The organism is Bacillus cereus group sp. MYBK15-3 (assembly GCF_051916765.1).
In the GTDB taxonomy this organism is placed as follows: Bacteria; Bacillota; Bacilli; order Bacillales; family Bacillaceae_G; genus Bacillus_A; species Bacillus_A cereus.
In genome coordinates this window covers 244,303-263,355 of the sequence record NZ_JBQAHG010000004.1, presented here as the reverse complement: position 1 = coordinate 263,355, position 19,053 = coordinate 244,303, and the positions used below count along the sequence as shown (strand labels likewise).

Here is a 19,053-nt window from a genome sequence, read left to right as displayed (position 1 = left end):
ATTTTTACTGTATGTATTATGTTTATATTGTTAATTGGGGTTTCTTCTACTATACGGTTAGAAGATAAACTTTTACTTATAGGTCTGTCACTAATTTGCAATGTTATTGCATACTTTACAGTAGAGTATATCTATAAACGTATAGACAATAAGAAAAAGAATTGGATTTATAATTCGCAAAATTCATTTAATATTTAGAAGGCAAAAGTATCAATGAAACTATTACCAAATGGTTGGTTTTACAGTAGCCCAAGCCGGAATAGAACTAGAGAATATTAAAGGATTTGGGATAGGAGCTGAGGCTAAAGTAGCTCTTGCTGCTGTAGATTTAGGTGCTCATGTGGAAAATGGAAATTTACATATAGGAGCTGAAGCTACTCTAGTAAAATATGAGAGTGCTATAAAAATTCCTATTCCATTTATGGATAAAAAGTTACAAACTGGGGGATCAGCATCGCTTGGAACACTCGGGGGATCTTTTGAAGCTGGAAAAAGTGGATTCAAATTCCATGCACCATTTGGTCCTGATGTAGGTTTATGGGGATTTGGTTTAGAAGTTAATGTTAAGGAATAAAGGAGATAAGTAGCATGAATAAAAAAGTGAAACAATTTAAATATTTTATGATTATATTAGCTTGTATTGCAATTTTTGGTACAATTTTACCTAATGCATTGGATCCAAATGAAACATTAGCAGGTAACATTTCGGTTGCAGTTTTGGGTACAATTGGTACTTGTTTGTTGTTTTCTATCACTTATTTCCTTATAAAAAAGGCTATTTTAAGAAGGAGAAACTAAGATGGTACAAAATTTAGAGTTAGAACTACTTCCAATAGGTTCGGTTGTGAAATTTAAAACATGGGAGCAACCTTTGATGATATATGGTAGAAAACAGGAAGATTCAAAAACTAAGGAAACTTGGGATTATGTGGCTTGTTATTATCCTATTGGAAATGTTTCAACTGAATATAATATGTTTTTTAACCATGAATATATATCAGAAGTTATTTTTACTGGTTACATAAATGAGGATGAAATTAAGTTGCGTGAAGATTTGAAATAATAATTTGAAATTTATAACTATAATAAAACATATATATCTTAATGGATATAATTTTTTATTATAGTTATTTTTATAAGTTTAATGGTGAAAATTTTATTGGGAATAGAAGGGGTAATGATAGTGGGAATTTTTAAAAATACAATTTTATTTGTTTTGTGTTTAGTAATTCTTAGTGGTTGTTTTACAAGAGAGGGAACTATTGTTGGTGGTAAAGTTCATGGTTCTTCAGATAGTGTATCAGGTAGTATCTCTGGAGATTATAGAAAATTTACTGGATCTGCAACTCAAGATAGGATAGTTAAAAAAGGTGAGAATTGGATTTTTTCTTTTGATGATAAAACTAAACAAGGAACTATAATTGCTTATGTTGTGGATTCAAATGATAATACAATACTAGAGTTTAATAGTGGCGAAGGCGAAAAAAATATTAAAGTGCCTAAGGATGATACATATAAGGTTAAAATTAAAACGGAAGAACATGGTGGGGAATTTCGAATATCATGGAAAAAAGAAAAATAGTTTTTGGATTGAAAAAAGCATCTAAAGATAGATGCTTTTTTTAGTCTTTAATTAAATAGTTTTGAATCTGTATTCTGGTGAAATATATAGTAATCATGTTTTTTAAGTAGAGAATCAGCTCCAATTTAATTCAAAGAATTATTAAGTAATGTTTTTAAATCTGATTGTATATCAAATTTTTCTTTATGTTAATCATATATGATTAGATATAGAAATTATCTAGTATATTATCTTTTTCTTCCTTATTGATACCAATATATTTCAGTGTAATTTATAGAGTGCTATAATTGAGTATTTCTTGTAACATAGCGACGTCTTTTGTTTATAGAACCAATAGCCGAAGCTTTTGCGCATGGTGCGAGTCCCAATAGATTCGATACCAGCAAAATCTCCGGCTTTTTGAAATTTTTGATAAGTCTAGATCTTATTAATGGGTTGATCTTCTTTTCAAGAAGGGAATAATATTCCACAGAAGGTGTAAAATGGGGGGTTAATTTAGATGGTGATGGTGAAAACGGGTGCGAAAAAAACTTGGTCAACAGTAGCAGGGTGGTTTAATTAACATGAAAAAAAGTATAGATTTTAATAAGAAAGCTTTTGAATATTATATGGCTCTTTATGCTGTAAATGATATAAGATCGACTATAATTACTCTTGTGATTGGGATAGCAGATATATTTGTGCTTTTACCTGCTTTTGCGAATCCTGTTCAACCGATATATATGTACATAATAGTTCCACCAGTTGCTTTTTTAAATGTATGGGCAATATGGATTGTTATAAATTCTAGGAAGCGACAATTACAATACACTCTATTTCGTGGGGTATTTGGCATCGTATGTTCAGTAGGATTATTAGTTATAACCCAAAAGTTTGCATATGGAATGTTAGGATTACAAACTCCCATCTATTTTATTTTTTCGGTTGGTTTGTATATTTTTGCTTTGCATTATTATTATAAAAATCATATTAAAAAACTTCAGGAATCAATCAAAAAATCAAAATCATCGAAAAAAAACTCTAGTTTTGGAGTAGTGGCTTTTGTAGGATTGGGTCAACTCATTGCTAATATCAGTCTTGGTTTTGCAACACAAAAGATGGTAGCAATTGTATTAATGTGTGTATACTCCATGCTTTCGTTTATGTTGTTTCATTTCATTATGGAACTCCATAGGTATTATTATTTCAGGAAGCATATAGAAGATGGGGGTAGAACACATGAAACCATTTAAAGAGTCTGTATTGAATTTTAAGTATATAATCGTGGTTCTCCTATAGTCAGTAAAGAATGCGGAAAAGAAAAGGGAGAAGCAACATCATGAATATAGAATTACATTTAGATAAAGCAAGGATGGGGAATTATGCAATTTTCTAAAGAAAAGTTTTTACCAAATGGTTCTATTGTTCTCTTAAAAGGAGGGACAAAAAAGGTTGTAATTTACGGAAGAAAACAACTACTTATGGTTGAAGAACCTGTATAACTACATAGGCTGTTTTTATTCAGAAGGATTATAAAACTAATCCACTTAACGAAGGTAGAAGAGCTCCTAAGATTGTTGACAAGGGTACTTTTGATAAATATGGATTTGAAGGTATTGCATACGAATTACCTGACCCCACTAGTCGGTGGTTGGTAGAATATGGATGAAACGCTAAACTTATTAAGTAAGAGAGGAGAACGAGTTAAATGATTAAGCCTTTATACGCCGAAAATATTATAGTGGGTGTAAAATATAAAAATAAGCTCAATTGGTATATAACTGAATCGGATTTATGGTATTTAGATTATAATCAAGCTGGATATTTTCCTATTGAATATCCAGAGGAAAGAAAAGGCATTAGTATTTTAAATGAGACTACAATAGCTAACTTTTTAGAAAGAATAGAAAAATATAAAAGATTTACAGAAGATATTAGGTTAGAATTTTTAAGGGAACTAAGAACTAATAGAGAAGAAGCCTATTATGATTATAATCCATGTTTCCTAATAGAATTTGAGCGTTTAATTTTTTATTCTAATTATCCGGAATCAATATCTTTTGAAGAATATATTCCGAATAACTGGAGAGGTTATTTACAGCGATTTGATGAACAAGTACCCTATGAATATAGATATTGGGAAGATGAGAATAAAAACTATTTAGTTAGAGAGGATTAGGTCATGGAAGAAAATAAAGTAGTTATGATAAAAGAAACATTTAAAAATGGAGAAACTGGTGAACTAACGCCAGGAGTTACTATAATACTTGATGGGAATGTAAGGGGATTATTGGAAATAATTGCAGGGAAACAAGGTTATTCGGATTATCCAGAAGCTTTAAAAGAAGTAATCTTTGAAGGGATTCATCATTTTGTGAAAAGAAATAAATAATAAGTTGACATATACTTTTAAGGTAAAGGGCAATTGTGAAAGGGATATGCCCTTTTTATTTTTAAATTTGAAATGTAACTCAGATATTATCTTTTTCTTCCTTATTGATGCCAATATATTTAAGTGTAATTTATGAGGTGCTATGATTGAGTATTTCTTACAACATAGCGAAATCTTTTGTTTGTTTATAGAACCAATAGCCGAAGGTTTTGCACATGGTGTGAGTCCCAATAGATTCGATCCCAGCAAAATCTTTGGCTTTTTGAAATTTTTGATAAGCCTAGATTTTATTAATGGGTTGATCTTCTTTTCGAGAAGGGAATAATATTTCACAGAAGGTGTAAAATGGGATGTTGATTTAGATGGTGATGATAATAGTATTAAGGATAGGGTGAAAACGGGTTCGAAAAAAGCTTGGTTAACAGTAGCGGGGGTGGTTTAATTAACATGAAAAAAAATACAGATTTTAATAAAAAAGTTTTTGAATATTATATGGCTCTTTATGCTGTAAATGATATAAGATCGACTATAATTACTCTTGTGATTGGGATAGCAGATATATTTGTGCTTTTACCTGCTTTTGCGAATCCTGTTCAACCGATATATATGTACATAATAGTTCCACCAGTTGCTTTTTTAAATGTATGGGCAATATGGATTGTTATAAATCCTAGGAAGCGACAATTACAATACACTCTATTTCGTGGGGTATTTGGCATCGTATGTTCAGTAGGATTATTAGTTATAACCCAAAAGTTTGCATATGGAATGTTAGGATTACAAACTCCCATCTATTTTATTTTTTCGGTTGGTTTGTATATTTTTGCTTTGCATTATTATTATAAAAATCATATTAAAAAACTTCAGGAATCAATCAAAAAATCAAAATCATCGAAAAAAAACTCTAGTTTTGGAGTAGTGGCTTTTGTAGGATTGGGTCAACTCATTGCTAATATCAGTCTTGGTTTTGCAACACAAAAGATGGTAGCAATTGTATTAATGTGTGTATACTCCATGCTTTCGTTTATTCTGTTTCATTTCATTATGGAACTCCATAGGTACTATTATTTAAGGAAGCATATAGAAGATAGGGGTAGAACACATGAAACCTTTTAAAGAGGTTTATTGAATTTTAAGTATTGTGATTTATGGAAGGAAACAAAAACTTATGGTTAAAGAACCTGTGATGTATGACTATATTGGCTGTTTTTATCCAGAAGGAGGAAAGCTGATATGCAAGCATTTAAAGTTGGGAAATTAGTCACATTCGTTGCAATTATAATACTTCTTGTAGTTGCTATTTTATCTCCTTACAACTTATTTAAAAAGATTTATTTTATTATTGGTGTTCTTATTATTGGCGCAATTTCACTTGGTACAAATAAATTCTTTGAACTGATACACAGTAAATTTAATAAGAAATGATATTACTTATGTGATAAAGAAATTCCCCTCTAAATCCTTAATGATTTAGAGGGGAATTTCTACAATATGATTTTACTGGATTACGTGGAACTAAATTAGTCCATCACCATATTGGTGGTGGTCAAGCTGTTGGTGTTCCGCTGCCACTACATCCTGGTTTTGGAGGGATTCATAACGCAGAAAAATCGATTGGAGCATGGGGGAAAAGATGCAGGATATGTAGAAATACTTCAGAAATTTATTGAACATCATACATTAGGCGGTAAATAAAAAAATGAAAAATGAAATGAAAAATTGTTTTGATAAAATAATTAGAGAGTGGCAAGATTGTAATAATTCATTGCCAAAATCTTTATGGATAGAAGAAGCAGAGGCTCTTATCTATGAAGGAGAACCAGATATAGAGGGATACGTATTCTGGAAACCGTTAGAAAAAAATATAATTCATGATTTTTCTAATATAGAAAAAGATTTGGGGATACAATTACATAATTCAATTAAAGAATATTATAATTCTTATTGGTTTTTAGACTTAGGAGGTAATTATTTAGGTTATGATTTTGAATTAAATTCTGTTATACCAGGAATTGAACTGCATGATTTTTATGTATCTTTACAAGGGTACCAAGGCGCACATGATAATCAACTGAATAATATTCCTATTGGTATGGAATTCAATGGTCTCTTGGTAGTTGTAGATAATGAAAATGGACAAGTAAAATTAGAAGCTTATGAAAGCGGAAGCTTCGAAGTAATCTGTGATAGTTTAGCAGAATTAATTTTAAATCTTTCATAATCAGGAACCTGGTCGAATACAACTTGTAGATTATCAGATACATCACGATACTGGTCATACAGGTGGATATAAAATTTGAGGAAAAGATAGGGCGGTTTATAATTATGAACAACATTACATGGATTAATGTAAGTGAGAAAAAAGTTACAGATGAACAAATTGAACAATTAGAAGAGTACTTTGGTATTAAATTTCCTAATGATTTTATTGAGTGTGTAAAGAAATATGATGGTGGCTATCCTACTCCAGATACATTCAATATTCCTAATCAGGATGAAGATTCACTTAATAACCTTTTAACCTTAGACTCTGAGAGAAAAATTTCTATGCTGCAAACATATAATAGTATAAAAGATAGATTGGTAGATAAAGTATATCCTTTTGCTAGAGACCCGTTTGGTAACCTTCTATGCTTTGATTACCGAAATAATCCTCAGTCACCAACAGTCGTATTTTGGGACCATGAGGAAGAAGAAATGGAAGAATCCATCTATCCTGTTTGTTCATCTTTTGCAGAATTACTTGATAGCTTATATGAGTTTGAAGACGAGGACGAATAATTAATTATGAGTAACAAAAAAGTAAGACTTATGTGAATTACGCATAAGCCTTTTTAATATTATCCCCAAGTTAAGAAGATTGAGGGGGAAAATTCTCATGAATCTAGGGGAGCTAGTTTAAAAGAAATTAAAAGACAATTAAATATACCTAGATTTCAACACCCGATTAGTAAAAAAATGGTACCATTAACAGATAGTAATGGTAAAAGGATATTAAATGATAATAAACAGCCTATTATAACTCGAGAATTAACATATGAAGTAAAAGGTCAAAAAATTATAATTCAAGATTATTCAGAGGGTCATAAGTTTGGAGAAGGTGGAATTGGAGATCAGTCACCGCATCATAATGTAAGACCTGAATACAATACACGAACAGGACAGGTAGATCGTATGGAGGATCATTATTATTTTGAGAAGAGAAATAAAAAATAGGAAGTATAAAAATGATTGATCAATTTAAATTTTTAAATCCACAAGCGTTAATTAGTATTTTTGGGAAAATACCAAAGTTTGAAGAATCAGAGTTATTAGATGTGCGTCTTAAAAGAGATGGTCCTACTTTAGTTATTCAATTGATGACAAAGGAAAATGTTGAAAACAAGCCAAAAAGATGGGATAAGTGGGATGTAATTTATGTAGAGATATCTTTCTTTACTATTCATAATTTAACAATAAAAGGTTTAGGGACAGAAAATATAATTGATTATTTTGAAATAAATACGATAGAAGAAGGTTTATTAAGAATTAAGTGTAAGAATCAAATGTTAGTTGAGTGCTCGTTTGAATGGGCGAAGGTAGAAGGAGTAATCCCAGGCTTAATAGGATTACCGTAATTTTGATGGGAAGTAGATAGTTAATTTTTATAATATTCATATTTTAATGTTTTGGGGTTAAATAAGGAATGTATAAAGGACATTTGAAACGTTGATAGTGTTACAAACATATGAAGCGGAAATTACTAAAATTAAGATACCTAATTATATACCTGTATTAGGTGATTATGATATAAGTTCCAAAGGTGAGATTGTAATAGGTGGGTATGGTTATAGATTCCGCAGGAGTTTCATTTAAGTTTGAGAAGGAAGCGAGATAATAGAATGCGAAAATTTTCAAAAATAGTTATATGTGTTGGTGCGTTAATAATGATTATACTAGGCATGATTGTATATGATACATGGAAGGATAGGATTTATTTTTCTTTAGCTGTACTTTTTGTTACCGTACTTTCTTTACTATGGAATATAGTTGCTCATAATATTATGGATAAATTTAGGGGGAGAGAATGAATAGTTATGAAACTTTTACTGATTGGAACAGTAGCGGGGTGGTTTAATTAACATGAAAAAAAGTATAGATTTTAATAAGAAAGCTTTTGCACATTATATGGCTCTTTATCCTGTAAATGAAATAAGAGTCCACGTAATTGTTCTTGTCCTTTTGGGGGCAGACGTGTTTGTTCTTTTGCCTGCGTTTGCGAATCCTTTTCGATTACTCTATGTATATATAGTAACTCCTCCATTTGTTTTTTTAAATTTGTGGGCGATATGGATTGCTATCAATCCTCGGAAACGACAATTACAATACACTCTATTTCGGGGAGTATATGGCACCATATGTTCAGTCGGATTATTGGTTATAACGCAAAAATATGCCTATGAAGTGTTACAATTACAAACTCCTATCTATTTTATTTTTTCAGTTGGTTTGTATAGTGTTGCTTTGTATTATTTTTATAAAAATCATATTGAAAAACTTCAGGAACCAAGAAAAAAATCAAAGTCGTCGAAAGGAACTGGTGGTGTAAAAGTAGCAGCTATTGCAGCGGGATCGGGGCAGTTAATTGCTAATATAATTCTTAGCATTGCAACACAACAGATGGGGGCAATTGTATTTATGTCTGCATGCACAGTGTTTTCGTTTGTTTTGTTTTATATGATTATAGAACTCCATAAGTATTATTATTTACGGAAGCATATAGAAGATGGAGGGAAAATACGTATAGGCTTTTAAAGAGGATTTGTTGCATTTCAAGTATATAATCGCATTCTTCTTATAGTTGGTTAAAGGATAGAAAAAATAGGAGGAAAGTTAATCTAATAAATGAAAAAATTATTTTATCTGTTGTATTTTGTTTGGTAATGCTATTATCTATTTTTATAGTTTAAATGTATTTTTTAATCATAATCAAATTGATAGTTTATTTTTTAAAGGTTTTGAAACAGTTGAAGAGTTAGAGTTAAGAGATAAACTATCAAAATTTTAGTGAAAAGGTAGATTAATTATATGTTTTCAGGATTTCAATGGTTTCCTAAAAAATGGTGAAAAAGAAAAGTTTCAGAACAGTTTCATCAATCAAAGTTTGCTGATGAAGGTAAAGGTATTTTGATTACTATTTATGCTATAGATTTGTATTTTATATCTATTCCTTTAAAGGTAAAAAAATATAATTAGTTTTAATCATAAATATATTCTTTATTTGAAGGATGGGGTAGTACCCCATCACCATCAACTTAAGAATTCACAATTACCCCAAAACGAAAAAATGAGCTCTTTGTTATAAGTTAGCATAATTTTTGGTTCTGGGGGGACTATAAAATTCTATTTTTATTTACCGATTACTACCAATAATTTTGATAAGCGAGAGCTTCAACTTTTATAGAGGTAGTAGCAACCACTAAATAATTGTTATCTACTAAAATGGTATATGCATTTTGTAGGATTACGTTGCTGGGATTTAATTATCTTGTTTGTATCAAATTGATTTTGCGGAAATATTAAATCGTCGTAACAAGACTTTAATTCGTTATATATATAATTTATATTCTAATAAAATATATTTTGCTAATGACTAGATGTTAGAGATAATGTATTTTGCTGACTATCTATAAAATCGCTGATTATTACTTATAAGTATCTATAAATATCTATAAAAATATTTTAAATATTTTTATAGATATTTATAGATACTTTTGATAAACTATTTTACGATAAATTTTTTTTAGCGGGTATAAAATATGAGGACTTATGATGTGAAAAATTCAATGTTTAGCTTACTAGATTTTTATATTGAAAATCTAGAGATAAGGGAGGAAATATATAAGTTTATTGAGTCTAAAGAAGAACACGGATTTTATTTTAGTAGATTAACAATTTTACATTTTGAAATGTTTAATGGCAGTTCCAATGAAATTATTAAAGCGGCTTCAGCAGTTGAGTACTTAAATTTAGCTCTTGATATCATAGATGACATTCAAGATGAAGATAATGCAGGAAATGCATGGGGAAGCATAAATAAGGCAACCTTGCTTAATTATGCTATTTTGCTTATTTTTATTAGTCAAAAAATTTTGATAGATATTGAGTTAATGAAAAAAGATGCAATTTTACGTTATTTTAATGAACTTACTATTACAGCAATTCAAGGACAGCACTTAGATTTAAATATGGTTTGTACAAATGAGGAACAATATTTAGAAATAATAAAAAAGAAATCTGGTGCATTAACGTCTTTAGCAGTGGTAATTGGTGTTTTAATTGCTCAAGATAATTATGCATTAGAAAGTATCATTGAGTATGCAACATACATAGGGATTTCAGGACAACTGCTTAATGATGCTTCAGATGTAATTAGATTAGATGATAAAAGCGATGTAAAAAATAAAAAATTGACGTTTCCCGTTTTATATTTATTAAATCATCCAAGTCAAAACCTTACTATTGTAAAATCCTACTATAATGATGAGATCGGTTTTGGTGAATTGATTGAAAATAGAGAATTAATAATCAAGGAAATATTAAATTCAAAAGCAATAGAATATACACTAATTTACAAAGAAATTTTTGTTCAAAAAGCACTTGAAATAGTAAAGGGAATCGCTTTTTCTAATCAGAAAAAAAAATATGAATTTATAGACTTTTTATTAGGTGGGGGAAAATAATGAAAGAGTTAATGTATTATTTAAGTCAAAATCCAGAACTTGTTTATAAATTAGAGAAAAATGAGTTAAGTTTAGTTATCGATCCTAAATGGGGAGTTAGCAATGAAACGATAGTAAATGTTTTGAAAAAATCTATTGCTACTTTGCGTAGTGAGTATTGGCAATAACATTTTTAACCGATTAGGGATTTCCTAATCGGTTTCTTAAGTAGAGGGGGAGGAATAGTGAAAAGAAAAAATATTTATATATCAATGATAATAATTACCTATTTTTCTTTTTTGCTATATATTGGAGTGAAAATAATTTTCAATCCATACATTGGAGTAGAGGTTAAAAGAGAAGGGGCAACTTTAACTATTACGGATGTTTATAAAAATAGTTGGGGCAGTGAATATTTGAAAGTTAATGATAAAATAATTGAGGTATTCCCTTATTATGATGAATCTTCTGGGAATTTAGAAGGTGCGAAAAAAATAAAAGTTATAAAAAACCACAAAATTATAGAGTATGAAGTGAACTATAATCATTTGTTTAGCCAATTATTTTATCATTTAATTATTCCTTCAATTTTTATTGGGGTTTGTTTAATATATTGTTTTGTATTGTATCGAGATGAAAATTTTAATGAATTACATAGAAATATTATTTTTATTTGTTTAATGCTGTCAATTGGCTATTTTAGTGCTGGTGCTTCGGCGAGAGGAGATATACTATCAAGAGAAATAACAGGTTTATGTTTTAACATAATACCAGTTCTATTAGCCCATAATTTATATTACACTTTTTCATATTTGTTTATAAAAAAACATATTTATAAATTTTTCTATTTTGCTTATATACTATCATTTATTATTTGTATAACTGATTTGCTTGGTCATTCAGTAGATATAAGTAAAGTTACAACTGTAATAAGATTAGTTTTTTTTAGTTTAAGTAACTTATTATTATTTATTTTTATTATAAAAATATATTTTCAGGTGAAAGAGAAAAAAGATGGTCCGGTGCTAAGGATATTTTTATGTGGTCTTTGCATTTCCTTCTTACCGATTTTCATTTTATATGTTATTCCTAAAATATTGTTCGATAAATGTATAGTTCCTGCAGATACTGCTGCATCTTCTTTGATAATTTTACCAACAACATTGTTCTATTTAACTAAAAAAGAAATATATTTTGACGTGGATTATTTATTAAAGAAAATTAAACAGTACTCGTTATTTGCGCTGTTTCCTAGCGTTATTATTGTAATGCTTAGTACTAATATAGAAAATGAATTGAGTTATTTATTTTTATTTATTATTTGTTTACTAATATGCTTTAATATTATTTTCTTTTTAAGGGATAACTTAGAGGAAAAATTTAAAAAGCATTTTACTCATCAAAATAGTTTATATAATTTTATAAAAAAGACATCATATATTTATTCATTAGAAGATTTAGTAGATTGCATGAATCAGGAAATACAGGAAGTATTTAATGGTGTAGAGGTTACTTCTTTTAAATTAAGCATGAAGACAAAAATGTGTTGTAGCGAAGTTGCTTTAAACTGTAGTCATGTTGATTTATTGTTTCAAAAATTACTAAACAAAGGAAATGATATATACCAATTAAATAATGTTATTAATGTGGAGAATCAAGTATATTTAGTTTTAGGTGAAAATAAATCAATCTACACGATACTGCATTTAACGGAAAAGTTAAATAGCATTCAATTTAACCCTGAAGAAAAAAAGTGGATTGAAATGCTTATGTATTACGCGTGTATTGTGTTTGAAAACTTGAAGAAAATAGATGTACTTCTTTTAGAAATTAAACAATTAGAAAAAGATACTTCTAAATACCCTTATTGGGTTTCAAGGTTATTCTGTACCATTTCAGAAAAGGAACACATGAAATTAGCAAACGAGATACATGACAATATCTTACAAGATCAACTCTTGATTTATAGAGAGTTCGAGCAAATAACAACTACTTTAAAAGATGGACATGAAATTCCTATTGAAAAAATAGATGTTCTAAAAGAAAATTTATTAGATAATATTTATTTAATTAGAGAAACTTGTAATAATTTAAGACCTGCATTTTTGCAAGAAATTGGAATTAATGAGGCGTTGAAGAATTTAATTCAAAAAATTCAACTTCATGCTAATTTTGAGGTTATATATTACTTTGATGAGTTGCAAAATTTCTCTAATGAGGTAACTATAAATGTTTATAGAATTATACAGGAATTATTAAATAATGCTATAAAACATTCGTATGCAACTAAAGTAATAATAACGCTACAAATAAAGGATGGTAATTGTATTTTAAATTATAAAGATAATGGAGTGGGATTTAATTCTAGGTATACGGAAAACACCAGCTCAATTGGACTTTTTAGTATAAAAGAAAGAGTTCATGCGATGAAAGGAGATATCACTTTTACTTCAGTACCAAGTGAAGGATTAAGTGTAAATATTTCTTTTGTAGAAACAAATATTTGGTAGGAGTTGTAAACAAGGATTATGACTAAAGTAATAATTATTGATGATCATCCAGCTGTAGCGCAAGGAACTAAATATATTCTAGAACAAGAAGGTAATTTTAAAGTTGATATGACCTTTTCTAGTATAGAAGGATTAAAACTGATGGAAAGAAATAAATATGAAGTAGTAATTTTAGATTTACATATGCCTGAAATTAACGGTATAGATTTAGCAAAAATGATTTATAAGAAACATCAGGCTAAAATTATTATTTATACAGGATATAATATAGATAACTATTTTAATTTACTTGTAGAGTGTGGAGTAATTGGATTAGTTAGCAAAACTTCTTCTCCATCACAATTAGTTAATGCAATAAGGTGTGCAATTCGTGATGAAGCAGTGCTACCTGTTACTTTACTAAGGCAGTTACGTCGAACATCTTTAAAAGTATTAGACGATCAGTCTAATATAGATGTAACAGTTACTGAAGAGGAACAAGCTATCCTTATTGAAATAGATAAAGGATTGACTAATAAATCCATATCTCAAAAATTACATGTAAGTCAAAGGACTATAGAACATAGATTGACATTAATATTTCAAAAACTAAACGTCACATCTCGAATAAAGGCAGTAGCAAAAGCAAAAGAATTAGGATTAATTCCTGATAACAAGAATTTAAATGATTAAAGCTCTATTATTTTAATAGAGCTTTAATCATTTATAAATCAGAAAATTAAATTTTTTAAGATAATTTAGGCCGCCAATAAAATGTGGTAATCCGCATTATGTTGGCGGTCTAAATTGTTTGTAAATTCTATATAATAAGAAATTGAAAGGAGGGCTTCATATTTATCTTATTGGTAGCGATATTATTGAAGTAGATAAAGTGAAAGAGTCTATTAATTATTTTGGAAAAAAATATTTACTAAAACTATATACTGATAAAGAGATAGATTATTGTATGAGATTTTATAATACATACGCTCAAAATTTTGCTGCTAGATTTGCTGTAAAGGAAGCAGTTATAAAAATACTTAATCCAAGTGATTATCACATTAGTTTCAGAGATATTGAGTTAGAAAAAAATAATGATGGTTCTTGTAATGTAAGACTTCATAATAATGCAAGGATTTTAGCTAAAAACAAAAATATTAATGATTTTTCTGTAAGTTTAAGTCATGAAGAAAAATATGCATTAGCTACTGTAATAGCTAGTGTTAAACGAGGAGATTAAAAAATGGAAGAGCAAATTAAAATGATTTTGAAAAAATATGGAAAATTAACAGTGGAAGTAGAAGAGTTAAATGAAAATAGTAATTTATATGAAGCTGGTTTGTCTTCTCATTCTAGTGTTAATGTCATGTTAGCATTAGAAACGGAATTTGATATAGAGTTTTCAGATGAACTACTAAGCAAAAAGATGTTTGCTAGTATTACGAATTTAAAAGAAGCTGTTCAAGCAGCCCAGAATTAATTAAAGGAGAGATACTAAAATGATTATTGAAGAACTATCAAAAAAAGATATTATTTTTTCTAACCTTAAAGAAATTGGGAAAGTTATGCAAGATAATGCTGATGATGTAGATAAGAAGGGAAGATTTCCTCATGAAGCAATAAATGCAATGAAAGAGTTTAAATTGATGGGGGCATATATTCCAGAAAATCTTGGTGGTCTTGGATGTAATATGAGGGAATTAGTTGAAATAGGTAAAGAACTTGGTAGATATTGTGCTGCATCAGCAATGATTTGGGCTATGCATCAAATTCAATTAGCTTGCTTAGTACATCATGGTATGCATATGGATTCCATCCGTGATTACCTAAAACGTGCTGCAGAAAACCAACATCTTATTGCATCTATTACTTCAGAAGTAGGTGTAGGAGGAGATATTGGTAGAAGTATTGCAGGTGTGGAGGTCACAAATCAAATTGGGACTTTACATAAAAAAGCATCAGTGATTTCTTATGGGAAATATGCGGATTCTTACTTAACGACTGCAAAAAAATCTCTAGATGCTTCTGAAACAGATCAAGTTTTAGTGTTATTTGAGAGTAAAGATACAGTGGCAGAACAGACTACTGTATGGGATCCTATGGGAATGCGTGGAACATGTAGTCCAGGGTTTAATATTCAAGCTACCTTTCCTACAGACTATATCCTAGATACACCATTTAAGGATATTGCAGTCCAAAGTATGGTACCTGTAACTCATATCTTGTGGGCTTCAGTTTGGAGTGGTATGGCAAGAGATGCCGTGTCAAAAGCTCAAAAAGCTACTAAATACAAAATGAAACAAAATTTAAAAAATGGAATTCAGGGCACAGTGAATAGTCAATTAGTAGAAGTTGATAATAAGTTGACACTAATGATTAATAATTTGGATATTTGTACTGATAAATACAGTGGATTAATTAATGAGATTAATACAGATTCTCGAGACTTATATGCATTAGATTTCACTTTACAACTTAATAATTTAAAAATGGTATCTTCAGAAATGGCTGTAGAGATTGTACAAAAATCAATGTATATCTGTGGAATTGTAGCTTATTTAAATAATACACCATATAGTCTAGGGAGAAGTTTTAGAGATATTATGTCATCGGTAGTTATGATTCATAATGATCGTTTATATGCAACAAATTCTTCATTACTTATGTTACAAAAATAAATTTAGATAGGGGAAATAGAAAATGGAAGCAGTACTTACAAAATCATTATTAGATGAAGTTATTGAAGCAGGACATTTTATTCCAACAGGTGTTAAAGGTGTTTATGGTAAAGGAAAAGATATGAATCAGTTACTAATTAATCTGGAAAAATATATTTCAGATATAGGTCGTACTTCTGATACAGAAATAATGATGTTCCCTCCAGTAATGAATAAATTGAATATAGAGAAAACCGAATATTTAAAATCTTTCCCGCATTTATTAGGGAGCGTTCATGCTTTCTTTGGAGATGAGGAAAATCATAAACAAATGTTAGATAAAATCAGTAATCAAGAGGATTGGACAACTGAATTTAAACATACTGATGTGGTTATGACACCAGCTGCATGTTATCCTGTTTATCCAAATCTATCTGGTGATTTACCTGAAAACGGAAGGGTTGTTGAGGTATCATCATTTTGTTATCGACATGAGCCATCTGATGAACCAACAAGGATGCAATCTTTTAAAATGATTGAGTTTGTAAAAGCAGGTACACCTGATGATGTGAAAACTTGGAGACAAGAATGGCTTGAAAAAGCTCAAGTGGTTTTATCTAATTTAGAATTAAACTATGAAGTAGAGATTGCGAACGATCCGTTTTTTGGAAATGGAGGTAGATTGCTTAAAATTAATCAAAATCAATTGGAACTGAAATATGAGATTGTTATACCTATAAATAGTTTTGAGAAACCTACTGCGGTTGTTTCTTCTAATTATCATCAAGATCATTTTGCTAAAAAGCATCAAATTTTCACAGAAACTGAAGAGGTAGCTCATACATCTTGTATTGGTTTTGGCTTAGAAAGGTTAGCTTTAGCGCTACTTAAAACACACGGTCTAAATGTATCTCAATGGCCTGAAAGTGTCAAAAAAGAGCTTGATTTATAAAGATGAGGGGGTGTTTTAACTGAAAAAGTATACACTAATTGGAACACTGGTATTAATACTCTCAGCCTTTTTGTCTTCAATTAATCAGGTTTTCTATGCAAAGTGGGTTCAAGATATAGATCCATTTGTATATAGCTTTTTAAGCTTTTCTATAACATTGCTATTTTTCTTAAGTTTAACTGTTCTTAAAAGTATTAAAGTTAAAAAATCTAATATTAAGTTAAATAATAAAAGAGCAGGTATGAATAGTATAGTCGTATTAAATATAATTACAGCGATAATATTTATATGTTTTTATTATGCGAACAAGTATATAGAACCGGCTATTGTAAGTGCAATTGAAATAGGGATTGGCCCTATAATAGCATTAGTTTTAAGTTTAATTATTCAAAAAATTAATATATTAAAATTCGATATTTATGTCTGTCTGGGTATATTGATAGGAACTTTAATTCTAGTTTGGGCTTCGTTAAGCGGTAAGTCAGGGATAGCAAGTGACGCTTCATTCACGTATAAAGGTTTATTGGCAACATTTACGGCTGGAATAGGTATGGTTTTAGCAACTATTTATTCTAAAAAGTTAAGTCAAGCTGGATGGAGTACATATGAAATTTTAGCTCACAGATTTTATATGTTAGTGCCTGTCACAATAGTTTTTGTTCTAAATAAAAAAGCTTCTTATATCCTTGATGTATTTCAAAGTAACTGGAATTGGATAATTGTATTTACATTTTTAGGTTTAATTATTCCATTATACCTAATTCAGGTAGGAATAAAATATTGTAATCCACTTTTTGTGTCGGTCACTCTAACACTCGGGCCAGTCTTTACTTTTGTTTTTCAATTGTTAGACCCAAGAGTTAAGTGGTCATGGATATCGCTATCTGGGATTGGATGCCTTTGTGTATTTGTAATAATCAAAATGTTCATTCAAAATGTGGGTTTAAATAAGGAAAAAACAAAAGGGGAGAAATTAAAGCATGCGTAATGATGATTATTGTGTCATTGTAGATGCCTATTCTACAGGGAATCAAATGGCAAAACATTTTAAAGAATATGGATTTGAGGTAATTCACGTACAAAGTTCAAAAATTATCTCTTCTGTTTTTGAACCTTCATTTAGAAGAAAAGAATTTGAAATTAATATTATTCATAATGGAAATCTAATAGAAACATTAGAACAAATTAAACAGTATAATCCTAAACATATTGTTCCTGGTGCTGAGACAGGGGTAGAACTAGCCAATGAACTGGCTAAGGAATTATATTTACTAAGGAATGATGATGATAAAGTACATGCTAGACGAAATAAATTCATAATGAATGAATTAATTAGGGAAGAAAAGCTTCCAGCGGTAGAACAGTTGAAAACTAACGATTCAGAAAAAGCTATCGATTGGGCTCTTGATCTTAATAAGTGGCCTGTTGTAGTTAAGCCTCTTCATAGTGCAGCTTCTGATGGAGTAGCCTTTTGTTACAATGAGAATGAATTAAAAGATGCTTTTAATAAAATTGTTAATATAGAGAACTCACTTGGAATATTAAATGATGAAGTTTTAGTTCAACGCTACCTTGAAGGGCCTCACTATGTAGTTAATGCTATGACACATGAAGGAAAACATTTTATAACAGATATATGGAGACATGATTTCTTTAAAGGAAATGGAACAACTGTCATTTATGACAAAATTCAACTGATGCCATATGATCGTAAACATTATTATGAGATGACTAAATATGTTGAGGATATTATTACTATTTTGGGAATTCAATATGGTCCAACTCACACGGAGGTTAGATTGACAAATGAAGGGCCTAGATTAGTTGAAGTGAATTGTAGAACTATGGGTCTCTCATTAAAAGAAGAAGTAATTTCAGATGCACTATCTTATAGCCATTCTTCATTAGCGGTTGATTGTTATGCTAATCCGAAAAAATTATTAGAAACGTTACAAAACCAAGAAAACTATTGTATTAAAAAGTATGTTTCTGTAGTATTTTTAAATTCGCAGCAAGAAGGAGTAATTGAAAGTATCGATGGAATAGACTTCGTCAAAGGATTGTTATCTTTTGCAGATATACAATTAAGTAAGAATGTAGGAGATCATTTATACAAAACTACTAATGTAGAGACGCATCCTGGATTTGTTATATTAACTAGTACATCAAAAGAGCAAATCGAAAATGATTACCTTGAGCTACGTAGACTTGAAGAATCAGAAGGATTCTTTAAAACTAAAATGCTTGTCAAAAAATAAATACCTATATACAGCATGTTTTTAGTAAAAACATGCTGTATAT

General features: G+C 29.5%; 24 protein-coding genes and 7 pseudogenes. 29 read left to right on the top strand and 2 right to left on the bottom strand.

The window, feature by feature from the left end:
* Window positions 1-229: 229 nt before the first annotated feature.
* From ACTFR8_RS18835 to ACTFR8_RS18820, 4 genes are all read left to right on the top strand, one after another.
* Window positions 230-574 (top strand): hypothetical protein, encoded by a 345-nt coding sequence (locus ACTFR8_RS18835; protein ID WP_100619913.1) that lies wholly within the window; start codon window positions 230-232, stop codon window positions 572-574.
* Between the two features lie 14 nt (window positions 575-588).
* Complete coding sequence (locus ACTFR8_RS18830) at window positions 589-798, top strand: hypothetical protein (protein ID WP_252209831.1); 210 nt, start codon at window positions 589-591, stop codon at window positions 796-798.
* Window position 799: 1 nt separating this feature from the next.
* Entirely contained in the window at window positions 800-1,063 is a 264-nt protein-coding gene (locus ACTFR8_RS18825) for a DUF4176 domain-containing protein (RefSeq protein ID WP_000250495.1), read from the top strand.
* A gap of 81 nt (window positions 1,064-1,144) precedes the next feature.
* Complete coding sequence (locus tag ACTFR8_RS18820; protein WP_176542887.1) at window positions 1,145-1,582, top strand: hypothetical protein; 438 nt, start codon at window positions 1,145-1,147, stop codon at window positions 1,580-1,582.
* Between the two features lie 202 nt (window positions 1,583-1,784).
* On the opposite strand, the pseudogene ACTFR8_RS18815 reads toward ACTFR8_RS18820, so the two are convergent.
* Window positions 1,785-2,029: pseudogene (locus ACTFR8_RS18815) on the bottom strand (tyrosine-type recombinase/integrase); the annotation flags it as partial.
* 116 nt (window positions 2,030-2,145) lie between these two features.
* On the opposite strand from ACTFR8_RS18815, the gene ACTFR8_RS18810 reads away from it, so the two are divergent.
* The 4 genes and pseudogenes from ACTFR8_RS18810 (at window position 2,146) to ACTFR8_RS18795 (ending at window position 3,953) form a co-directional block, all read left to right on the top strand.
* A complete protein-coding gene (locus ACTFR8_RS18810; RefSeq protein WP_252209832.1) occupies window positions 2,146-2,814 on the top strand; it encodes a hypothetical protein in 669 nt (222 codons plus the stop codon).
* Window positions 2,815-2,943: 129 nt separating this feature from the next.
* A pseudogene (locus ACTFR8_RS18805) lies at window positions 2,944-3,091 on the top strand (DUF4176 domain-containing protein); the annotation flags it as partial.
* 178 nt (window positions 3,092-3,269) lie between these two features.
* The gene (locus ACTFR8_RS18800) at window positions 3,270-3,740 is read left to right on the top strand and encodes a hypothetical protein (RefSeq protein WP_252209833.1); all 471 of its coding nucleotides are present in this window, start codon (window positions 3,270-3,272) and stop codon (window positions 3,738-3,740) included.
* A 3-nt stretch (window positions 3,741-3,743) separates the two neighbouring features.
* Window positions 3,744-3,953, top strand: a complete 210-nt coding sequence (locus ACTFR8_RS18795; RefSeq protein ID WP_098301218.1) for a hypothetical protein — start codon at window positions 3,744-3,746, stop codon at window positions 3,951-3,953.
* 133 nt (window positions 3,954-4,086) lie between these two features.
* On the opposite strand, the pseudogene ACTFR8_RS18790 reads toward ACTFR8_RS18795, so the two are convergent.
* Window positions 4,087-4,278: pseudogene (locus ACTFR8_RS18790) on the bottom strand (tyrosine-type recombinase/integrase); the annotation flags it as partial.
* 122 nt (window positions 4,279-4,400) lie between these two features.
* On the opposite strand from ACTFR8_RS18790, the gene ACTFR8_RS18785 reads away from it, so the two are divergent.
* From ACTFR8_RS18785 to ACTFR8_RS18685, 21 genes and pseudogenes are all read left to right on the top strand, one after another.
* Window positions 4,401-5,069 (top strand): hypothetical protein, encoded by a 669-nt coding sequence (locus ACTFR8_RS18785; RefSeq protein ID WP_252209834.1) that lies wholly within the window; start codon window positions 4,401-4,403, stop codon window positions 5,067-5,069.
* 13 nt (window positions 5,070-5,082) lie between these two features.
* Window positions 5,083-5,175, top strand: a pseudogene (locus tag ACTFR8_RS18780) (DUF4176 domain-containing protein); the annotation flags it as partial.
* Between the two features lie 11 nt (window positions 5,176-5,186).
* Complete coding sequence (locus ACTFR8_RS18775) at window positions 5,187-5,378, top strand: hypothetical protein (RefSeq protein ID WP_001147554.1); 192 nt, start codon at window positions 5,187-5,189, stop codon at window positions 5,376-5,378.
* Between the two features lie 107 nt (window positions 5,379-5,485).
* Window positions 5,486-5,623 (top strand): annotated as a pseudogene (locus ACTFR8_RS18770) (hypothetical protein); the annotation flags it as partial.
* A gap of 29 nt (window positions 5,624-5,652) precedes the next feature.
* Window positions 5,653-6,174: a SecY-interacting protein Syd gene (locus ACTFR8_RS18765; protein WP_100619916.1), complete on the top strand. Its 522-nt coding sequence runs from the start codon at window positions 5,653-5,655 to the stop codon at window positions 6,172-6,174.
* Window positions 6,170-6,253, top strand: a pseudogene (locus tag ACTFR8_RS18760) (HNH endonuclease); the annotation flags it as partial. The gene ACTFR8_RS18765 and the pseudogene ACTFR8_RS18760, both read left to right, overlap by 5 nt.
* A gap of 25 nt (window positions 6,254-6,278) precedes the next feature.
* Window positions 6,279-6,734 carry an SMI1/KNR4 family protein gene (locus ACTFR8_RS18755; RefSeq protein ID WP_001060032.1) on the top strand — a complete coding sequence of 152 codons (456 nt, stop codon included), beginning with the start codon at window positions 6,279-6,281 and terminating at the stop codon, window positions 6,732-6,734.
* Between the two features lie 177 nt (window positions 6,735-6,911).
* The gene (locus tag ACTFR8_RS18750) at window positions 6,912-7,169 is read left to right on the top strand and encodes an HNH/endonuclease VII fold putative polymorphic toxin (protein ID WP_252209835.1); all 258 of its coding nucleotides are present in this window, start codon (window positions 6,912-6,914) and stop codon (window positions 7,167-7,169) included.
* An 11-nt stretch (window positions 7,170-7,180) separates the two neighbouring features.
* Entirely contained in the window at window positions 7,181-7,570 is a 390-nt protein-coding gene (locus ACTFR8_RS18745) for an immunity 50 family protein (RefSeq protein ID WP_016078029.1), read from the top strand.
* A gap of 505 nt (window positions 7,571-8,075) precedes the next feature.
* The gene (locus tag ACTFR8_RS18740; protein WP_252209836.1) at window positions 8,076-8,747 is read left to right on the top strand and encodes a hypothetical protein; all 672 of its coding nucleotides are present in this window, start codon (window positions 8,076-8,078) and stop codon (window positions 8,745-8,747) included.
* A 154-nt stretch (window positions 8,748-8,901) separates the two neighbouring features.
* Window positions 8,902-9,000: pseudogene (locus ACTFR8_RS18735) on the top strand (DUF4176 domain-containing protein); the annotation flags it as partial.
* 766 nt (window positions 9,001-9,766) lie between these two features.
* Window positions 9,767-10,675, top strand: coding sequence for a polyprenyl synthetase family protein (locus ACTFR8_RS18730; protein WP_242266207.1), 909 nt, complete (start codon window positions 9,767-9,769; stop codon window positions 10,673-10,675).
* Window positions 10,675-10,842 carry a hypothetical protein gene (locus tag ACTFR8_RS18725; RefSeq protein WP_017674467.1) on the top strand — a complete coding sequence of 56 codons (168 nt, stop codon included), beginning with the start codon at window positions 10,675-10,677 and terminating at the stop codon, window positions 10,840-10,842. Before ACTFR8_RS18730 ends, ACTFR8_RS18725 begins: the two co-directional genes overlap by 1 nt.
* A gap of 57 nt (window positions 10,843-10,899) precedes the next feature.
* Window positions 10,900-13,164, top strand: coding sequence for a sensor histidine kinase (locus ACTFR8_RS18720; RefSeq protein WP_238143393.1), 2,265 nt, complete (start codon window positions 10,900-10,902; stop codon window positions 13,162-13,164).
* A gap of 18 nt (window positions 13,165-13,182) precedes the next feature.
* Window positions 13,183-13,836, top strand: coding sequence for a response regulator transcription factor (locus ACTFR8_RS18715; protein ID WP_000169852.1), 654 nt, complete (start codon window positions 13,183-13,185; stop codon window positions 13,834-13,836).
* Between the two features lie 142 nt (window positions 13,837-13,978).
* Window positions 13,979-14,383 carry a holo-ACP synthase gene (acpS, locus tag ACTFR8_RS18710; RefSeq protein WP_000675803.1) on the top strand — a complete coding sequence of 135 codons (405 nt, stop codon included), beginning with the start codon at window positions 13,979-13,981 and terminating at the stop codon, window positions 14,381-14,383.
* A gap of 3 nt (window positions 14,384-14,386) precedes the next feature.
* A complete protein-coding gene (locus tag ACTFR8_RS18705) occupies window positions 14,387-14,623 on the top strand; it encodes an acyl carrier protein (RefSeq protein ID WP_000392448.1) in 237 nt (78 codons plus the stop codon).
* Window positions 14,624-14,642: 19 nt separating this feature from the next.
* Window positions 14,643-15,821 (top strand): acyl-CoA dehydrogenase family protein, encoded by a 1,179-nt coding sequence (locus tag ACTFR8_RS18700; protein ID WP_252209837.1) that lies wholly within the window; start codon window positions 14,643-14,645, stop codon window positions 15,819-15,821.
* Window positions 15,822-15,843: 22 nt separating this feature from the next.
* The gene (locus ACTFR8_RS18695; RefSeq protein ID WP_252209838.1) at window positions 15,844-16,752 is read left to right on the top strand and encodes an amino acid--[acyl-carrier-protein] ligase; all 909 of its coding nucleotides are present in this window, start codon (window positions 15,844-15,846) and stop codon (window positions 16,750-16,752) included.
* A gap of 19 nt (window positions 16,753-16,771) precedes the next feature.
* The gene (locus ACTFR8_RS18690) at window positions 16,772-17,740 is read left to right on the top strand and encodes a DMT family transporter (RefSeq protein WP_323655473.1); all 969 of its coding nucleotides are present in this window, start codon (window positions 16,772-16,774) and stop codon (window positions 17,738-17,740) included.
* The gene (locus ACTFR8_RS18685; protein WP_001243216.1) at window positions 17,733-19,010 is read left to right on the top strand and encodes an ATP-grasp domain-containing protein; all 1,278 of its coding nucleotides are present in this window, start codon (window positions 17,733-17,735) and stop codon (window positions 19,008-19,010) included. The genes ACTFR8_RS18690 and ACTFR8_RS18685 overlap by 8 nt, the downstream gene beginning before the upstream one ends.
* Window positions 19,011-19,053 lie beyond the last annotated feature (43 nt).